This window comes from Pseudomonas sp. GD03903, from assembly GCF_029840045.1.
Taxonomy (GTDB): domain Bacteria; phylum Pseudomonadota; class Gammaproteobacteria; order Pseudomonadales; family Pseudomonadaceae; genus Pseudomonas; species Pseudomonas pseudonitroreducens.
This window is the reverse complement of record NZ_JAOCBT010000012.1, coordinates 41,516-60,448: the sequence shown is the minus strand read 5'-3', so window position 1 is coordinate 60,448 and position 18,933 is coordinate 41,516. Positions and strand designations below refer to the sequence as shown.

General features: G+C 64.7%; 14 protein-coding genes. 6 read left to right on the top strand and 8 right to left on the bottom strand.

Features of this window, described 5'->3' with window-relative positions; all coding sequences use genetic code 11:
• The first annotated feature begins 10 nt into the window (after positions 1 to 10).
• Positions 11 to 532, top strand: a complete 522-nt coding sequence (locus N5C91_RS19430; RefSeq protein WP_236173667.1) for a nitrous oxide reductase accessory protein NosL — start codon at positions 11 to 13, stop codon at positions 530 to 532.
• Here N5C91_RS19430 and N5C91_RS19425 read toward each other — a convergent pair.
• The gene (locus N5C91_RS19425) at positions 526 to 3,375 is read right to left on the bottom strand and encodes an EAL domain-containing protein (RefSeq protein ID WP_279831354.1); all 2,850 of its coding nucleotides are present in this window, start codon (positions 3,373 to 3,375) and stop codon (positions 526 to 528) included. The genes N5C91_RS19430 and N5C91_RS19425 overlap by 7 nt on opposite strands.
• A 175-nt stretch (positions 3,376 to 3,550) precedes the next feature.
• Here N5C91_RS19425 and uvrD point away from each other — a divergent pair, with 175 nt between their 5' ends.
• Positions 3,551 to 5,731 (top strand): DNA helicase II, encoded by a 2,181-nt coding sequence (uvrD, locus tag N5C91_RS19420; RefSeq protein WP_279831352.1) that lies wholly within the window; start codon positions 3,551 to 3,553, stop codon positions 5,729 to 5,731.
• 13 nt (positions 5,732 to 5,744) lie between these two features.
• Here uvrD and N5C91_RS19415 read toward each other — a convergent pair whose 3' ends face one another.
• Entirely contained in the window at positions 5,745 to 7,652 is a 1,908-nt protein-coding gene (locus N5C91_RS19415) for a sulfatase-like hydrolase/transferase (protein ID WP_279831350.1), read from the bottom strand.
• Between the two features lie 18 nt (positions 7,653 to 7,670).
• On the opposite strand from N5C91_RS19415, the gene N5C91_RS19410 reads away from it, so the two are divergent.
• The gene (locus N5C91_RS19410; RefSeq protein ID WP_279831349.1) at positions 7,671 to 8,462 is read left to right on the top strand and encodes a 2OG-Fe(II) oxygenase; all 792 of its coding nucleotides are present in this window, start codon (positions 7,671 to 7,673) and stop codon (positions 8,460 to 8,462) included.
• Between the two features lie 6 nt (positions 8,463 to 8,468).
• Here N5C91_RS19410 and N5C91_RS19405 read toward each other — a convergent pair whose 3' ends face one another.
• The 5 genes from N5C91_RS19405 to N5C91_RS19385 all read right to left on the bottom strand — a co-directional run bounded on the left by N5C91_RS19405 (position 8,469) and on the right by N5C91_RS19385 (position 14,314).
• Positions 8,469 to 9,626 carry an acyltransferase gene (locus tag N5C91_RS19405; protein WP_279831347.1) on the bottom strand — a complete coding sequence of 386 codons (1,158 nt, stop codon included), beginning with the start codon at positions 9,624 to 9,626 and terminating at the stop codon, positions 8,469 to 8,471.
• An 81-nt stretch (positions 9,627 to 9,707) separates the two neighbouring features.
• The gene (locus N5C91_RS19400; RefSeq protein WP_279831345.1) at positions 9,708 to 10,814 is read right to left on the bottom strand and encodes an acyltransferase; all 1,107 of its coding nucleotides are present in this window, start codon (positions 10,812 to 10,814) and stop codon (positions 9,708 to 9,710) included.
• A gap of 3 nt (positions 10,815 to 10,817) precedes the next feature.
• Positions 10,818 to 12,641, bottom strand: coding sequence for a class I SAM-dependent methyltransferase (locus N5C91_RS19395; protein WP_279831344.1), 1,824 nt, complete (start codon positions 12,639 to 12,641; stop codon positions 10,818 to 10,820).
• The gene (locus N5C91_RS19390; RefSeq protein WP_279831342.1) at positions 12,638 to 13,561 is read right to left on the bottom strand and encodes a glycosyltransferase; all 924 of its coding nucleotides are present in this window, start codon (positions 13,559 to 13,561) and stop codon (positions 12,638 to 12,640) included. The genes N5C91_RS19395 and N5C91_RS19390 overlap by 4 nt, the downstream gene beginning before the upstream one ends.
• A 15-nt stretch (positions 13,562 to 13,576) precedes the next feature.
• A complete protein-coding gene (locus N5C91_RS19385) occupies positions 13,577 to 14,314 on the bottom strand; it encodes a sulfotransferase (protein WP_279831340.1) in 738 nt (245 codons plus the stop codon).
• 121 nt (positions 14,315 to 14,435) lie between these two features.
• On the opposite strand from N5C91_RS19385, the gene N5C91_RS19380 reads away from it, so the two are divergent.
• Both N5C91_RS19380 and N5C91_RS19375 read left to right on the top strand, forming a co-directional pair.
• Positions 14,436 to 15,191 carry an ABC transporter permease gene (locus N5C91_RS19380; protein ID WP_236173655.1) on the top strand — a complete coding sequence of 252 codons (756 nt, stop codon included), beginning with the start codon at positions 14,436 to 14,438 and terminating at the stop codon, positions 15,189 to 15,191.
• An 8-nt stretch (positions 15,192 to 15,199) separates the two neighbouring features.
• Positions 15,200 to 15,973, top strand: coding sequence for an ABC transporter ATP-binding protein (locus tag N5C91_RS19375; protein WP_279831339.1), 774 nt, complete (start codon positions 15,200 to 15,202; stop codon positions 15,971 to 15,973).
• 12 nt (positions 15,974 to 15,985) lie between these two features.
• On the opposite strand, the gene N5C91_RS19370 is transcribed toward N5C91_RS19375, so the two are convergent.
• Positions 15,986 to 17,746: a cation:proton antiporter gene (locus N5C91_RS19370; protein WP_236173653.1), complete on the bottom strand. Its 1,761-nt coding sequence runs from the start codon at positions 17,744 to 17,746 to the stop codon at positions 15,986 to 15,988.
• 257 nt (positions 17,747 to 18,003) lie between these two features.
• Between N5C91_RS19370 and N5C91_RS19365 the strand changes: the two genes are divergently transcribed.
• Positions 18,004 to 18,888 (top strand): TIM44-like domain-containing protein, encoded by an 885-nt coding sequence (locus tag N5C91_RS19365; protein ID WP_236202050.1) that lies wholly within the window; start codon positions 18,004 to 18,006, stop codon positions 18,886 to 18,888.
• Positions 18,889 to 18,933: the final 45 nt, after the last annotated feature.

Below are 18,933 nucleotides of genomic sequence, written 5' to 3'. Positions count from 1 at the left end.
GAGTTTCCCCATGCTGCATTTCCGCTCACTTCGCCTCGGCCTCGCTGCCGGGCTTCTATCCCTGCTGCTCGGCGGTTGCGACGATGCAGCCCAACAGAACGCAGACCTGGGCCCGGTACCCTTCAAGGAGGGTGAGGAATGTCACGTCTGCGGCATGGTCATCAGCGACTTCGCAGGGCCGAAGGGCGAAGCCGTGGCTCCCGGCGCCGTGCACAAGTTCTGCTCCACCGCCGAGCTACTGGGCTGGTGGCTGCAGCCGGAGAACCAGCACAGCGGTGCACGCCTGTATGTGCACGACATGGCTCGCAGTGACTGGAACCATCCCGATGACCGCCACCTGATCGACGCCACCAGCGCCTTCTATGTGGTTGGGGTGAAACGTCCCGGTGCCATGGGCGCTACCCTCGCGTCATTCTCCGAACGCGCGGACGCAGAACGCATGGCCAACGCCGAGGGCGGACGAGTGCTGGGTTTCAGCGAGATCGACCAGAACGTTCTGCAGGGCGTATCGGGTGACCACCTGCATCATTGAGCCAGTCGGTCGCTTCTCTCCAGCAGCGCCAGGCAGGCATCCGCCGGCACCGGCTGGCTGATCAGGTAACCCTGAATCTCATCGCAGCCGTGGGCGCGCAGGAAGCGCAATTGCTCGGCGTGCTCGACGCCTTCGGCTACCACCTTCAACTCCAGGCTGTGCGCCATGGCGATGATTGCCCGGGTGATGGCCGCGTCCTCGCCACGTTCCGACAGATCGCGGATGAAGGTCTGGTCGATCTTCACGTAATCCACCGGGAAGCGCTTCAGGTAGCTGAGCGAGGAATAGCCGGTACCGAAGTCGTCGATGGCCAGCTTCACACCCATTTCGCGCAGTTGGCGGAAGGTCGTGGTAACGCTTTCGACGTTGTCCAGCAGTTGGCTTTCGGTGAGTTCGAGCTCCAGCAGGTGCGATGGCAGGCCGGTCTCTTCCAGCACAGTGCGCACCAGGTCGACCAGGTTGCCGGTGCGCAGCTGGTGCACTGACAGGTTCACCGATACCCGCAACTCGCGACCCCACAGCTGCCACGCACGGGCCTGCTGGCACGCACGGCGCAGGACGAATTCGCCGATGGCACCGATCAACCCGGTTTCCTCGGCCAGGCCGATGAAATCCCCGGGCGGCACCATGCCCATTTCCGGGTGGCGCCAGCGCACCAGCGCCTCGGCGCTGTCCAGGCGTTCGTTGGCCAGGTTCAGCTTGGGCTGGTAGTGCACGTCCAGCTGGCCCTCGTCGATGGCCTTGCGCAAGCGGGTTTCCAGCTGCAGGCGCTCCAGGGTGCAGGCCTGCAGGTTGTCGGTGAAGAACTGGAAGGTATTGCCGCCCAGGTGCTTGGAGTGCTGCATGGCCATGTTCGCCTGGCTCATCAGCGCGGAAATTTCCCAGGCGTTGTCCGGCAGCAGGCTGATGCCTACCGATGCACTGACCACCAGTTCGTGACCGCCTACGGTCATCGGGGTGCGCAGTTTGGCCAGCAGTCGACTGGACAGCCGCGCGAGCGCGGCGAGGCTGGCGTAGGAGTCGATCAGCACGGCGAACTCGTCGCCTGACAGCCGCGCGATGGTGTCGGCCTCGGGTACCGTCTGGGTCATGCGCCGCGACATCTGCCGTAGCAGTTGGTCGGCAACCTCGTGGCCAAGGCTGTCGTTGAGCAGCTTGAAGCGGTCCAGGTCGATCAGCAGCAACGCCGCCGTGCGGCCCTCCTGGCGCGCGCGCTGGCTGGCCTCGTGCAGGCGCTCCTTGAACAGCGTGCGGTTGGCCAGCCCGGTAAGTTCGTCGTAATGCGAGAGGTAACGCAGGCGCTCCTCGGCATCGCGGCGGGCGGTCAGGTCGGCGAAGAAGCCAACGACGTGGGTAACCTGGCCGCGGCCATCGCGCACCACGTTCAGTTGCAGCCACTGGGGGTAGAGCTCGCCGTTCTTGCGCGTCTCGATCAACTCGCCCTGCCAGGTACCCTGGCGTTCCAGCTCGGTGCGGATCGACTGGTAACGCCGCAGTGCCTCCGAGGAGCCCATCAGACGCGCGACGTTATGCCCCAGCACGTCCTCCCGGCGGTATCCGGTGAGGCGGGTGAAAGCCTCGTTGAGGGCAATCAGCCGGTAATCCGGGTCAAGGATGATGATGCCCTCACTGGCGGCCTCGAATACCGTCGCCGCCAGGCGTTGTTCTTCCTCGCGCTGCTTGCGGGTGGAAATGTCGGCGCGGGTGCCGACCATCCGCGTGACCTGCCCGCGAGCATCGCGCTCCATCACCCGGCCGCGATCCTCGACCCACACCCAATGACCGGCGGCGTGGCGCACCCGGTATTCGATGCGGTAGCCGTCGGTACGGCCCTTGAGATGCTCGACCAGGGCCCGGCGCAGCAGCGGCAGGTCATCGGGATGCAGGCGCGGGCGCAGATCATTGCGCACGCTCTTCACCGCCGCCTGGGTCAGCCCGAAAATCTCCTCCAGGTGCGAGTGGTGCACCTCGTCGGTCAGCAGGTTCCAGTCCCACAGGCCCAGTTCGCTGGCTTCCAGCGCCAGGGCCAGGCGCGCCTCGGTGTGGCTGAGCTTGGCACTACCCGCTTCCACCCGCTCCTGCAGCGCGTCGCGGGCGCGGCAGAGCTCGCGTTCGGCACGGCGGCGCTGCTCGACCTCACGCTCCAGATCCTGGTTCAGCGCCTCGGTCTGCGCCTTGGCGTGCTCCAGGTGCGCCACCAGCGCCTGGGCCTGGAAACGCCGCAGCAGGCCGACATGCACTACCCGGTGGATCTGCCAGGCCACCACCAGCAGCGCGGCCAGGAGGATCACCCCCAATACGCCCCAGCCCTGCTGCAGCGGGTTGGCGCTGATCAACAAATAGGCAATCGAGGGAAACAGGCAAGGCAGGGCAAAGGTGAGAAAGGCCGGCAGGCTGACCGCGTAGGCGACGCTGGCGGACAGGATGGCCGCGGCGATCAGGCCGAACACCAGGGATTGCTGGAGGAACGCGTCCGGCGGAACCAGGGCGATGGCGGCAAACGCCAGGGTCAGGCCCGAGGCGCCGGCGCCGAACAGGAAGGTACGCTGCCAGTGCGGGCTGGCCTGGCGCTCGGCGGAAGCGGCATTGAAGGCGGACACCTGGATCAGCCGCAGCACGGCCAGCAGCACCAGCCAGATCAACCAGCCGGCGAGCAGCCCCGGCTGCACGTAATCCCACAACAGACCGGCGCAGGCCAAACCGTTGAGCAGCATGAGCAGGGTCGGTACCCGCGAGCCCTGATACAGCAGGCGCGTGCGTTCGACGGCAATTTCGTGAGCGTACTGCTGGCGGATCTCGGCATGGCTCACCGGGATCGCCGAAGGCTCTACATAAGCGGTCATAGGCGTTTTTCTTGTAGGTTCTGGCCTAGGCGTCGGCGGAGCATACCCGAGGAGGTAGCCCCACCCAAGCAGGATGATGGCAATTGGCTGCGCGCCCTCCCAACTTTCGTCGGGAAGACGCCGGACAGCGGCCCGGTTTGCCGGGGAAAACCGCCCGTCGGTAGAATGCCGCCCCATGAACGATGACATCTCCTACCTGCTCAACTCCCTCAATGACCCGCAGCGCCAGGCCGTGGCCGCGCCGCTGGGGCGCCAGCGCGTGCTCGCTGGCGCCGGGTCCGGCAAGACCCGCGTGCTGGTGCACCGTATCGCCTGGCTGATCCAGGTCGAGAACGCCTCGCCGCACAGCATCCTGGCCGTGACCTTCACCAACAAGGCCGCCGCCGAGATGCGCGCGCGGATCGAGCAGTTGCTGGGGATCAACCCGGCCGGCATGTGGGTCGGCACCTTCCATGGCCTGGCGCACCGCCTGCTGCGCGCGCACTGGCAGGAAGCCGGGCTGCCGGAGAACTTCCAGATCCTCGACAGTGACGACCAGCTGCGTCTGGTCAAGCGCGTGGTGCGCGAGATGGGCCTCGACGAGCAGCGCTGGCCCCCGCGCCAGGCGCAATGGTTCATCAACGGGCAGAAGGACGAGGGCAACCGCCCGCAGAACATCCAGGCCGGCGGCGACCTGTACCTGTCGACCATGGTCAGCGTCTACCAGGCCTACGAAGACGCCTGCGCTCGCGCCGGGGTGGTCGACTTCGCCGAGCTGCTGCTGCGCTCGCTGGACCTCTGGCGCGATCGCCCGAGCCTGCTGGAGCACTACCAGCGGCGCTTCCGTCACATCCTGGTGGACGAGTTCCAGGACACCAACGCCGTGCAGTACGCCTGGTTGCGCTTCCTCGGCAAGGGCGGCGAGAGCCTGATGGTGGTGGGCGACGACGACCAGTCGATCTACGGCTGGCGCGGCGCGAAGATCGAGAACATCCAGCAGTTCGGTGACGATTTCGCCGGCACTGAGGACATCCGCCTGGAGCAGAACTACCGCTCCACCGGCACCATCCTGAAGGCCGCCAACGCGCTGATCGCCAACAACAGCGGGCGCCTGGGCAAGGAACTGTGGACCGACGGCGTCGACGGCGACCCGATCACCCTGTATTCGGGCTTCAACGAGCACGACGAGGCGCGCTACATCGTCGAGACCATCGAGGATGCCCTGCGCAAGGACGGCTTGAAGCGTAGCGAAATCGCCATCCTCTACCGCTCCAACGCCCAGTCCCGGGTACTGGAGGAGGCGCTGCTGCGCGAGAAGATCCCCTACCGCATCTACGGCGGCCAGCGCTTCTTCGAGCGCGCCGAGATCAAGAACGCCCTGGCCTACCTGCGGTTGATCCGCCTGCGCGACGACGACGCCGCGCTGGAGCGGGTGATCAACGTGCCGCCGCGCGGCATCGGCGAGAAGACCGTCGAGGCGATCCGCAACGCTGCGCGCCTGAACGGCACCTCGATGTGGCGCGCGATCAACGACGTGATCGCCGCCAAGGCCGTGGCCGGTCGCGCTGCCAGCGCGCTGAACGGCTTCCTCGAAACCGTCGACCTGCTGGCGGTGAAGGTCGAAGGCCTGCCGCTGCACCAGATGGCCCAGATCGTCATCGAGCAATCCGGCCTGATCACCTACCACAAGGAAGAAAAGGGCGAGAAAGGCCAGGCCCGGGTGGAAAACCTGGAAGAACTGGTCAGCGCCGCGCGCGCCTTCGAGACCCCGGACGACGAGGACACCCCGCCGCTGGTGGCCTTCCTCGACCACACCGCGCTGGAGTCCGGCGACACACAGGCCGACGCCTTCGAAGACAGCGTGCAGCTGATGACGCTGCACAGCGCCAAGGGCCTGGAATTCCCGCTGGTGTTCCTCGCCGGCATGGAAGAAGGCCTGTTCCCGCACAAGATGAGCCTGGAAGAACCCGGCCGTCTCGAAGAAGAACGCCGCCTGGCCTACGTGGGCATCACCCGCGCCATGCAGCGCCTGGTCATGACCTACGCGGAAACCCGCCGCCTGTACGGCAGCGAGACCTACAACAAGGTGTCGCGCTTCGTCCGCGAAATCCCGCCGAGCCTGATCCAGGAAGTGCGCCTGTCCAACTCGGTAAGCCGGCCGCTGTCCGGCAACCAGCGCAGCGGCAGCCTGTTCAGCGGCGCCAGCGTGCCGGACACTCCGTTCAGCCTCGGCCAGTCCGTACGCCACCCACTGTTCGGTGACGGCGTGATCCTCAACTTCGAAGGCTCCGGCGCCCAGGCGCGGGTGCAGGTGAACTTCGACAGCGAGGGCAGCAAGTGGCTGATGATGGGGTATGCGAAGCTGGAGGCGATCTAGGCCTCCAGGCTTCTCAGCGGGCGGCGGTGGCGCTCGGGCAGAGCGTCGCCTGCATGTCGTCCAGGCCGTAGCCGTCCAGTTGCGGCAGCATGAACTTGTCCACCAGCAGCGGCTTGGCGATCCTGCCGGCGAATCGATCGGCACCGCTGGCGGAAGCGCCAATGTAGGTCGGATGCGCCAACGGCGCAGCGGTTTCCGGTCGCGGCATCGGCTCCTGGGACTGCAGGATGGCCTTGCCATTGAGGTAGACCGTCAGCGCGCCCTTTTCCGGCCCCGGGAACGGGAATTTCGAGTAGGGCTTCACGTTGAAGCTGGCCACCAGGGTATTGCACTGGCGATCCAGGACCAGCGGCTCGCTCTGCACGCGCAGCGGGCCACGCCACACTTCGATTCGCCCCTTCTCGATGGCCATGCCCCATAGCCCTTCCTGTTCGACCAGGACCTGCCGCGCGCCATCAAGCCGCGCCTTGCCCAATCCCAGCCCCAGGCTGTAGGCCCCGTGGACCGGCGCACGCTGGTAGTCGCGGCCGCTGAGGAACGCCGGTTTCCTGCCGGCGGCAGGGTGCCAGGTGAGGGGAATCGGTCGGTATTTCTGCTCCCAGCCACGCAGCAGGTTCATCGCTTCGTCGCGGCCTATCGGCTCGAAAGCCTCGGTCTTGGGAGCACTCCCCCCCAGCGGGCCGGTGACCGGATGGCTCTCCAGCTTGCCCAGCGTGGGCCGGTAGAACAGTCCGCGCCCGGTGAGATGGCCGCCGTAAGTCATGCCCCAGGTCATCACGTCCGCGGCCCAGTAGAGTGCATCGACCCTGGGCAGTGGCTGGCCCTTGGCAATGTAGCCCGACAGATCGCGCCCGCTCAGCCCGGCAGGCGCCTTGCCGCCGGCCATGCCGACCAGCGTGGGATAGAGATCGGTAATGTGGCTGATGCCGGTGACGTCCGCGTTGCCACGATGGCCGGGCCAGAGCATCAGCAGCGGAGTGCGCACGCCACCTTCGAGATAGGTCATCTTGGTGCCGGTCAGCGGGAAATTGCTGTCGCGGGCCAGGTTCGGGCTGCCGTTATCGCTGGTGAAGACCACCAGGGTGTTATCCAGCTGGCCACTGCTGCGCAGGCTGTCGAGCAGTCGGGCGACGTTGTGGTCCAGTTGCTTGAGCACCGCCAGATAACGGCCTTCATCGGTGTCCGGGAACTGGCTGCGGAAGGTTTCCGAGGGCTGGAACGGATGATGCGGCGAGAACAGCCACAGGTTGATGAACCAGGGCTTGCCGCCCGACCGGCCCTGGTTGATCAGCTCGATGGCACGGTCGGTGAGTATGTCGTCCAGATGCCCTTGATATTGCACGGGCGGACCGTCGTTGGTTTCCAGCCAGGGGTTGATGTAGGTCGGCGGGCCGTTCACCAGCTTGCCGTTCTTGTCCGGCCCGTGCAGCACGAAGTGGTTGAGCATGCCGAACCAGTCATCGAAACCGTGGTGGTTGGGCCGGATATCCAGGTATTCGATGGCCTCGCCGATATGCCACTTGCCGATGTGATGGGTGCTGTAGCCCAGCCGCTTCAGCGACTCGGGCAAGGTCTGCAGGTCCGGCGATAGTCCAAGGCCGTTGGGCTCGAAGCCAATGCTGACCGGAGCACGCCCGGTGATCAGCGCCGCGCGGCTGACTGAGCAGGTACTGTCGGTATAGTGCTGGCGGAAGCGCAGCGACTGCCGGCTGAGCTCGTCGAGGGTCGGCGTCGGTGCCTTGCCATCGCCCCAGGCGCCAATGTCGTTGACGCCCAGGTCGTCGGTCAGGACGAACAGGATATTCGGTTTGGCGCCTTGATCCTGAGCATTGCTCACAGGGACCATGGCAAGCAGAATCAGCCAGGCAATGGCTAGTCGGGTCGTGAGCGCAGCTGCCGCTCGCGTGGAAAAGAACAACATTCAGTGAATTCCCGAAAAATGCTTAAGAATCTTTTCACCCCAAAGAGCAACGGCGATGTCAGCGTTCCGTCCCATGGACTGCTGCTGGACTATCCCGCCCTGATGGCCAGGGTGGCCGACCAGGCACCGAACTATGCCGGCAATGCGCCCTTTCCGCATATCGTCATCGACAACTTTCTGCCTCCCTCGACCTTCGCCCGGCTCCTGCAGGAATACCCGCACGATCAGAGTGACCCCCTGTGGAACAATGCCACGCACACCGACAAGGCCAGCGGCGAGTATGTGCAGAAGGACAAGCGCAATATCCGCGACCCGCTGCGCATGCCGCCGACGTACCGCCAATTGTTCTGGGAGCTCAACTCCCATGCGTTCCTCGACTATCTGGCGCAGCTGAGCGGCATTGCCAACCTGATCCCCGACCCCAACCTGCGCGGCGCGGGCATCCATCAGATTTCCCGTGGCGGCTTCCTCAAGGTTCACACCGACTTCGCCACTCATCGCGACTTCGGCCTGGACCGCCGGCTGAACGTACTGATCTACCTGAACGAGGAGTGGCCGGAAAGCTATGGCGGCCACCTCGAACTGTGGGACACGGAGATGGCCGGCCCGCCCCGTCGCGTGCTGCCGATCGCCAACCGCTGCGTGGTGTTCAGTACCACATCCAGCTCATTCCACGGACACCCGCAGCCGCTTACCTGCCCCGATGGCATCTATCGCCGTTCCCTGGCGCTGTACTACTACACCAATGGCCGCCCGGAAGGCGAAGCACAACCCGGCTTTGCCACCCACTGGCGCGACGTACCGGCCTGACCGGTCTCAGGCATCGGCAGCACGGCGCGCCCAGGGGGCGCGCCCGGTATAAGTCGCCAGGTGCGACTTCAGCCGCAGGAAGGGCAGCTCCACCAGGCGATAGCTCAACCACGCCAGCCCCCACGACAGCACCAGGCTGAAGGCGATCCGCAACAGATAGGCATCGGCGTTCGCGTCCAGGGTCATGCCGGCAGCCTTCAACGGGTACAGGCAGTAGAACTGCACGGGGACGTGTATCAGGTACAGCGAATAGGAAATTCGTCCGAAATGGTCCAGCAGCGGATTGGCCAACAGCACCTTGATACGCCAGCTCAGCGCCAGCAACCCGATCATCGCCGCGCCCCAGAGCATTGATTCGATGTTGTGGTACATCGGCAGTGCCTGCAGGGCATTGCGTTCCCCGCTCAGGGAGAACCACAACCACAGGCGCCCCAGCCCCAGCAGGCAACCGGCCAGCAGCACGGCGCAGACGAGCGGCCGTTGGCGCAGCCAGTCGTAGCCGCGCCCCAGGCTGAACCTGGCGCAGGCCGCACCCACCAGGAAGGCGCCGGCACGGCCGAACAGCGAGTTTTCCCAGAAGTTGGTCGGTGACAGCCATCCCGGCGAATGGAACAGGTAGACATGCGCCGCGGCCCATACCAGCAGCGTGCCCCCTACCAGCCAGCGTCCAGCACGGTAGCGCAGCAGCCACATGGCCCAGGGCAACAGCAGGTAGAACTGGATTTCGGTGCACAGCGACCACCAGGGCACGCTGAACGGGAAGGCCTGGAAGCCGATCGGGATGAACAGCAGGGCCTTGAGAGCCGCTGCCTTCTGCGTCATGAACCAGGCGAGCAGCACCGCCGCATAGTAGAGCGGCACGATGCGGAAGAATCGCGCCGAATAGAAGCGCCGGATGCTCACCTGTTCACCGTTGCGCAGGCCGGCGAGGAACGGCCGTGCGAGCAGGAAGCCACTGAGCACGAAGAACAGCGTGACGCCGGTATTGCCGCCACCGAGCAAAGTCACCCACAGCGGATTGTCCGGGCGCTCGGCCAGGGCGAGGATGCCGAAATAGTGGAAGCCCACCACCAGCAGGATCGCCCAGCCGCGCAAGGACTCCAGTTCGGGCAGATAGCTGGCGGGCTGACGCAGCCCGGCGCGAAAGTCGAGGGGCTCAGCCATGAGTCGGTTTGCCGGCCGTTCTGAGCGCACGCACATCGTGCAGGGTCGCGAAGTGGCATACCCACGGCTTACAAGCGCAAATCATACTGGCGAGGCCTCGGAAAGCTGGGTGCTAGAAGAGTACCGACTCTTCAGCGAAAGGAAGGGCTTTTCGATCGCGCTGTAGCTCAGGTGCGCCAGCACAAGGCTCAGACCAAGGCCCAGTGACACGCCGAGGGCAACGGGCTCGCCACGGGTCTCGGCAAAGGACAGGCAATACATGATCACCGGCAGGTGAATCAGGTAAAGAGAGTAGGAAATGCGCCCCAGGTAGCGCAGTGGCCGGGTGGCAGCTCCGCCACCCAACCCGGGCGTCGCCAGCATCAGCCAGGCAACCGCGCCCCAGAGCAGGCTTTCAGGCAACACGACCCAGGGCTGCCGCAAGGAAAACTCGACTACCCCGTGCTCAATGGTGACCTGCAGGAAAGCTGCCAGCATGATCACCAGGAGCATCAGGCCAATCTGCCCGGATCGCGGGGCAACGCTGGGCAGACGACGCTCGACCAGTGCCCAGCCAATTCCCATGCCCAGCAGGAACGCCGGCAGCTTGCCGCCCAGCGAAAGGACCCAGTAGAGGGTGCCGAGCAGGCCAAACGAGACAGCATGCAGGCACACCGCCGTGAAAACGACCAGCCAGGCCAGAAGCGCGGCCACGACCAGCCACCGGCTGTAGGTCAGCATCAGGAACATGAGCGGTAGAACGACGTAGAACTGCACCTCGGTCGCCAGGCTCCACCAGACGTTGCTGAAGGTGCCCAGCGAATGACCCCATGCGAGAAATGCCAGCGCCGCCGGCAATTGCTCGTAATGTCCGGTAACCAGCACCCCCACCACGACCATCAGGTAGTAGAGCGGCAGGATACGCAACGCCCGCTGCACGGCGTAGCGCTTCAGGTCCAACGGCTGGCGACGCTGCCGCGCGAGGAAGAAGGGCCGCGAGACGAGGATTCCACTGAGCAGAAAGAACAGGGTGACGCCGCTGTTGCCGGCATAGATGAATGCCAGCCAATAGTCCCCACCCTGCGGCGGCTGAAACCCCCAGGCCTGGGTTACGCCGTGGTAAAGGACTACCAGGAGAATCGCAGCGCCGCGCAGATCGTCCAGAGCGGCGAATCGTGCGTGTGCCTGGGCGTCGGCGCGCTCGCTCACGAATCAGTTGGCCGGCTGCTGTTGCGGCTGCCCCTGGGTCAGCCGCTTGAGCTTGCGGGTGTTCTCCAGGTGCTTGCTGGCGTGCACGTAGAAGGAACGCAGGCCGGCACCTTCGTCAGCCTTGGCGTCTTCGAACAGCAGCTTGAGCAGCGGATGATCATTGCTGCGATCACCGCCCGGCTTGCGCAGCACGCCCAGGCCGAAACCGTGGTTGAAGGTGAAGGTCTCGTGCTGGCTGCGGGTCTCGTCCCAGAACTTCCAGGCGCCGAAGTCCTGCAGGCGCGCCATGACATCGTGGAACAGGATGATGCCGCCCGGCTTCACCTTCGGATACCAGTTGGCGAAGTCGGCGCTCACCGCCTCGTAGGTATGGAAGCCGTCGATGTGCAGCAACTCGATGCTGTCGTCGTCGAAGTGCTTGAGCGCGTCCTCGAAGAACATCCGCATCAGGTACGAGAAGCCGTGGTAGTGCTGGCGGTTGTGGTTGTTCACCGCGTTGAACACCGACTCGTCATATTTGTCGGTGTGGGCGTCACCCTCGAAGGTGTCTACCGCATAGCAGACGCCGTCGATGTCGTTTTCCTTCATCGCCTGGCAGAAGGTGAAGTACGACAGGCCCTTGTGAGTGCCCAGCTCCACCAGCATCTTCGGCCGCAGTGCAGTGACCAGGTCATAGCCGAACGGCAGGTGGTCGACCCAGGTGCTGAAGACCATGTGCAGCGGCTCGAAATGCTTGATCGACGGGGGCATGTAGAGGGTCTTCATGATCTGGCCTTCTCCGGAAGCGTAGGGTCGGGGAGCAATGATCCGCACCGGCGTCTGCACCGGGGCGAGGCGAAATTCGGGTTTGAGCGCCTGGTCGGCGAACGGATCTTCCTGGCGCCCGGCGCAGCGCTGGACACGGTCCATGCCGCGCTGCACGGAGCGCTCGAGGTAACGCAGGCTGGGCGCCTTGGCCTGGCCAAGCAGAATGGGCTCCACGGTCGGCGAGCGGAAGGGCTCGCCAAGCAGTGCGCAGAGCTGATCGCTCTGCCGTTTGAGCAGCTCCTCGCGCCCCGCCACCTCGGAAGTGGTAACACCGCCGTGCAACTGATGGAACGAGCCTTCACCCACCAGCATCACCGACTGGGTGCGCGGGTGCATGGCGGCCTTGCGGTAGAGGTAGAGGTTCAGCGCGCCACCGCCGGGCATGTCGAAGCGCTCGTCGGCACGCCCGATGTCGCGGAATACCTGGGCGTTGATGAACAGGCAGTTGCTTTCCATGAACGGGTGGAAGTAGCCGTTCGGGTTGGCGCCGCTCCAGCAGGAGATATCGAACAGCCGGTAGCCATTGGCCGACTCTGGCCAGCCGATGCCGGCCAGCAGTTGCTGCTCGGCTTCCTCGGAATAGCCGTGGGTCAGGTGGAACTGTTGTTCGTTCTCCCCCAGGTGATAGCCGGGCACCACGACCATGGCATCGGGGGTCATGCGGAACGCCATCAGCGCGTATTTCACCACGCCGGGCGTGACCAGGCGGGCGCCATCGATCATCAGGCCGATGAAGCGGCCACGCGCCCGGGAGAAGCCGAAGTTGATGGCCGGGGCAGGCGACACGCCTTTCTCGTCGCGCAGGTAGTAGCGGAAATTGCCGGGCAACCGCGCAATGGCGTCGGCATCCATGTTCCGCTGCGAACGGTTCTCCACCAGGATGACTTCGTAGTCATCCGCATCGACGCCCTGCTGGTAGTCCGGCGCCAGGCTGATCAGGGTGTTCAGTGCCTGACGGGGCATGTCGTAGGCAATCACGATGATCGACAGCAGCGGGCGCTTCTCTTGCAACGAGGTCATGCGGATTGCACCCTGCCCAGCGAATGGTTGAGGAAGCGGAAGATGTGCGGATGCGCACTGCCCAGCAGGATCGGCCGCACATTGGGTGGCGTGCGGTTCTCGCCGCGGATCTGCTTGTCCTGCTCATCCAATAGCTTGTACACCCGCTCGCGCTCCTCGCGCAGGGTTCCGGTGGTCACGCCACCATGGAACTGGTGGAACGAGCCTTCGCTGTAGAGCAGGTAGAACGGCGTGTTCGGGTATTCCAGCAGGCGCTTGTAGAGGTCCAGGTTGGCGTTGCCGCCGCCAAAGTCGTTGTAGCGCGGATTCACCCCGCCCAGCGCCTTCCACTTGCGCAGCGACATGCCGATGAAATTGCTTTCGTAGTTGGCCTGGAAGAAGCCGCCCTGGCAGGAGCCGCTGAGCACCGCGATGTCGAACAGGCGATAGCCGTTGCTCGGCCATTCGATACTTTGCAGCAGCACCTGCTCGGCGTCTTCGTTATAGCCCTCGTTCACTGCCACCTGCTGAAGCTTGTGGCCGATGTGATAGCCCGGCACGGAGACGGCCGCCTCGGCGTCGAGACGGAAAGCGTCCAGCGCATGGCGCAGGACACCGGGGGAGAGCATGCGCGCGCCGTCGATCATGATGGCAACATGGCTCCCGCGAGCCTGGGCGGCACCGAAGTTGATAGCGTGGACGGGCGTACGCTCCTTCTCATCGCGGTGGAAGTAACGCACGTTGCCGGCATGCCGGGTGGCCCGCTCACGACCGAGCAATCGGTCGGAATGGTTCTCGACGACTATGACTTCATAGTCGCGTTCGTTCACGCCGTGCTGGTAGGCAGGGCTGAGCGATTGCAGCGTCTTGTCGGCCTGCTCGGGCATCTTGTAGACGATGACCACGACGCTCAGGCGCGGCGCGCGACGAAAGATGGGCATGACACAACCCCCGGGTCAATCAGCGATGGCTTTGAGAGCCTGGTACAGGGCATCCAGCTCGGGCGTGAGTCTCTCGTCGCCGTGCCGATGATGTTTGAGTTCGGAGCTGAAGAAGCGCTCCGTAGCCGGCGGCTCGAGGCCGAACCCGCGCAGCACTTCATCCAGTTGCCGATGCAGGCTGTCTTCGTCCTGATCGAAGCAGAGCACCGGGAACTTCACCCGGCCATGCAGTTCGAGCAGGCGGCTGTTATAGGCCTTCCACAGGCCCAGAGCCTGTTCGCGCGGCATGCCGCCACGGGCCTGGAGGGAATCGGCAACGGCCGAGGGGTGGCGGAAGATACCGACGAAGCGCAGGTTGGGGAGCAGTTCCTGCCAACCTTCGACGGCCAGCAGCGCGCGCGGGTCCTTGAACCCCCAGCGTTTCACCCCGTCGTAACCGCTGATCAGTTCGCGGGCCGCGGCGTACTCGGCCGGCGTCCATTGCGGCGCCATGGCGGGCGGGTTGTCCCACGCCGCGCCACGCTCGGCGAGCATCGCATCATGGAAGGCGACGATATCGGTGTTCTCGCGGTTACCCTTGAGATTGTGAGGGTTCCATGTACTGTGCTTGCCCAGTTCCAGGCCGGCCTCCTGCAGGGAGCCGGTGAGGAAACTGGTGCCGCTGCGGTGCATGCCGACCACCATGAGGACCAGGTCTTCCAGGGCGGGAGCGGCTTTCCGGGAGGAGCCGAACAAGACATCAAATAGGCGCATACCAGCTCTTTTTCTTATGTTTGGGCGATGATCCGCACAGAATGCGCCGTGATTGGCACACAGGCTTGCTGCGGCGCATTGTGTTTAAATACCCCACCCTTTTCAATCCAACAAGAAAGACATGAAGCACAGGGACATCATTCTATTCGGCGTCTACAGCGACCTGCGCACCGAAGTGGCGCGGCGCTTCCTGGGATTCCTCTGGTGGATCCTCGAGCCCGTGATGTACATGGGTGCCTTCTACATCGTCTTCGGCCTGGCCCTGGGCCACAGCCGCCCAGGCTATGTGCCCCTGCTGCTCAGCGGCATGGTGGCCTGGAAATGGTTCGACGGCTCGGTCCGCCAGGCCAGCAATGCCATCCAGAGCAACGCCGGGCTGATCCAGCAGATCGATGTACCCAAGTACGTGTTCGCGCTCATCCCGATACTCAGCAATACCTTCAAATTCCTGATCATCCTGACGCTGCTGATCCTCTCCCTGCTGCTGTCCGGGTACCGCCCGTCGCTGGAATGGCTCGCACTACCGGTGCTGATCCTCAATCAGTTGCTGTTCATCATCGGCTTCGGCTTCCTGCTCGCCTCGGTGCTGCCATTCGTACCGGACCTACGCCAGGTGGTGGACAACTTCCTGATGCTGATGATGTTCATGTCCGGCGTGTTCTTCAGCATCCACGAGATTCCCGCCTCCATGGCGCCGTTCCTGAATCTCAATCCGATGACCGTGATGATCACCGCCTTCCGCGATGTGCTGCTGCACAACCAGTGGCCTTCCTGGAGCGAGCAGTTCTATGTGCTGGCCGTCGCCGTCCCCCTGCTGGTTGCCGCGTTGTGGATCCTCCACCGCAACGAGCGCAAGTACCCCAAGCTGCTGTTCTGAGGTGAGACATGCCCGGTGATCTGATTCTCCAGGCCGAACACGTCGGCCTGTCCTACCGGCAGCGGGTCGGCATGCTGCGCTACGACTCCTTCTGGGCCCTGCAGGACGTCAGCTTCGAGCTCTACGAAGGCGAAACCCTGGGCGTGATCGGCAACAACGGTGCCGGCAAGAGCACGTTGCTGCGCATGATCGCCGGCATCGTCGATCCCGATCGCGGCGTGCTGCACCGCAGCAAGCCGTTGAGTGCCAGCCTGCTGGCGCTCAACGTGGGCTTCAAACCGGAGCTCTCCGGCCGCGACAACGTTGTCATCAGCGGCCTGCTGCTGGGCATGAAGCGCGCCGATATCCGCCGGCAAATGGACGACATTCGCGACTTCAGCGATCTGGGCGACTTCTTCGAGCGCCCGGTCGGCACCTACTCCACGGGAATGCGCGCCCGGCTGGGCTTCGCCGTGGCGATCCACGCCGATCCGGACATCCTGTTGATCGATGAGGTACTGGGCGTGGGCGACCAGACCTTCCGCGAGAAGTCCCACGCCGCCATGCGCGCCAAGATCAAGCAGGGCAAGACGGTGATCCTGGTGTCCCACAGCATGGAGGCGATCCGCGAGCTCTGTCAGCGGGTGCTGTGGATCGAGCGCGGCAAATCGATCATCTGCAGCGATGCGGAAACCGTGATCAGCGGCTACCACGAGACTGTTCGCCAGGCCGTACGCGAGATGCACCAGGCCGAGCGCGAGCGCAAGGCAGCAGCTCAGCGCACGCTGGAGACCCAGGACTGAACGCTGGCGGGCTCAGTGATGCCCGCCGCCGCTCTGCTCGAAGGTCTCGATCAGCGCCACCTGCATCCGCGAATGCACGCGGATGAACCAGCGCCAGAACACCGCGATCACCAGTGCGGCGATCAGCGCCACCACCACCAGCAGCTCGCCCGGCGGCAGGATGCTCGAACTGAGCGCCGCCAGCAGCAGCATCATGCCGCCCAGCGACAGCAGCGGGATCAGCTCGGAAATCACCCGGCGCACGCGGGCCGTATGGCGCCCGGCGCTCTCGGCCTTCACCCCCATCTCCGCCAGCAGCATCGCCAGCGCCTTGAGCTTGCGGTAGGCCGCGATCAGGAACGGCAGCGACAGCAGCAGCGCGGCGCCCCAGATCAACGCCTTGTGCAGCGCCTCGGGCTCGACGAACTGCGCCAGCCACTGGCCGATCTGCCCGGCGAAGAACGCCAGGCCGAAGAAGATGCCGATCACCAGGGTCAGGTTGACCCCGACCTGCAGCAGGATTCGGCGGATCAGGCTGGCGAGAATCGCCTTGTCGCCGCGTGGCTTGATGCTGCGCAGCCACTCACCGTACAGGCTGAACACCCGCACCATGGGTGACGGCAGGCTGCGGCCCAGGTACAGCGCCAGCGGGTCTGCCGAGCGGATCAGGTAGGGTGTCAGCAGGGTGGTGATGGCCGACACGCCGACCACCACCGGGTAGAGGAAGTCGCTGGTCACGCCCAGGCTCATGCCCAGTGCGGCGATGATGAAGGAGAACTCGCCGATCTGCGAAAGGCCCATGCCCACGCGCATCGAGGTGCGCCCGTCGTTGCCGGCAATGAAGGCGCCGGCGCCGCAGGAAATCAGCTTGCCAGCGACCACCACCAGGGTGATCACCAGGATCGGCGCGGCGTAGTCCACCAGCACCTTGGGGTCGATGGTCAGGCCGATGGCGACGAAGAAGATCGCGCTGAACATGTCGCGCACCGGCTCCATCAGGCGCTCGATCTGGATCAGCTGGCGCGACTCGGCCATGATCGCGCCGATCAGGAAGGCGCCCAGGATCATGCTGTATTCCAGCTTCACCACCAGCAGGCAGAAGCCGAAGCACAGGCCCAGCACCGTCACCAGCAGCATCTCGTTGCTTTCGAACTTCGCCACGTAGGCCAGCAGGCGCGGCACCAGCAGGATGCCGACGACCAGCGCGACGACCATGAACAGGCTGAGCTTGCCGACCGTGGAGAACACCTGGTCGGCCTCCACCGTGCCGCTCACGGCGATGCCGGAGAACAGCGCGATGATGCCGATGCCGAGGATGTCCTCGATGATCAGCACGCCGAAGATCAGCTGGGCGAAGCGCTCGTTCTTCATCTTCAGGTCGCCCAGGACCTTGATGATGATGGTGGTGGAAGACATCGCCAGGATCGCGCCGAGGAACAGCGAATCCATGGTGCTCCAGTCGAACAGGCGGCCGATCTCGAAGCCGGCCCAGATCATCAGGGTGATTTCCAGGAACGCGGCGATGAACGCCGTGGCGCCGACCTGGAACAGCTTGCGCAGGCTGAACTCCAGGCCCAGGCAGAACATCAGGAAGATCACCCCCAGTTCGGCGAGGGTCTTGATCGTCTCCTCGTCGTGCACCAGGGCAAAGGGCGGGGTATGCGGGCCGATGATCACCCCGGCGATGATGTAGCCCAGCACCACCGGCTGCTTGAAGCGGTGGCAGAGGATGGTGACGAATCCGGCGATCAGCATGATCACCGCGAGGTCCTGGATGAAGTCGATGGCATGCATGGTCGGCGGTCCTCGCGGCGTGGGGTCAGGGGATCGCGCGGCTGACGGCCTCGCTCAGCGAAGCCTATCATCCGAGCCTTCCGACAGGCGGCTCTGAAAGAATCAGTAACAGACTGATTTGGAAAGGGAATCAAGCGCCCCCATATCAGGGGTCGGGCCCGCACAGGGCAACAGCACGAAACAAAATCCGACTGGCTCTCACCGGCCCCGGCCTGCAACATGACGTGCGTCGTATACCAACCAAGAGAATGACAACGATGAAGCGCTTTCTCAGCCTTGCCATGGCCTTCTGTGTCGCCGTGACGCTCAGCCTCGACGTCAACGCCGCCAAACGTTTCGGCGGCGGCAAGAGCATGGGCTCGGCGCCGAGCCACCAGACCCGCCAGGCGCAACCCAACGCCGCGCCGAATTCCCCCGCTGCCGCCGGCCCGGCCGCGACCGGTGCCGCCGCAGGCGCTGCCGGCGCCGCTGCCAAGAGCGGCGCTTCGCGCTGGCTCGGCCCGCTGGCCGGCCTCGCCGCCGGTGGCCTGCTCGCCTCCATGTTCATGGGCGACGGCTTCCAGGGCATGCAATTCCTCGACATCCTGATCATCGCGCTGATCGCCTTTATCGCGTTCCGCTTCATCGCTTCGCGTCGCCGCCAGCAGCAGGGCCAGCAGCCCGCCATGGCCGGTGGACACGCACCGATGCAGCGTGAAATGCCAGCCGCCCCGCCGTCGATCTTCGGTGGCGCCTCGCGTCCGGTGATGGACAGCCGCCCGGTGATCAACGCCCCGAGCTGGTTCGATGAGACCCGTTTCATCGGCGCTGCGCGCGAGCACTTCATGTCCCTGCAGCAACACTGGGACGCCAACGAGATGGACAAGATCGCCGAGTTCGTCACCCCGCAGATGCTGCAGTTCCTCAAGCAGGAACGCGCTGACCTGGGCGACGCCTACCAGTCGACCTATATCGACAACCTCGATGTGCAGCTCGAAGGCGTGGACGACCAGGCCGAGAAGACCATCGCCACCCTGACCTTCAGCGGTGTGTCGAAGTCCTCGCGCTTCGACCAGGGCGAACCCTTCAGCGAAAGCTGGCGCATGGAGCGTGCCCAGGGCGACAACCAGCCCTGGCTGGTGGCGGGCATCCGCCAGAACTGATCCTGCGCGATCGGCAAAAAGCCCGGCCCTGGCCGGGCTTTTCTG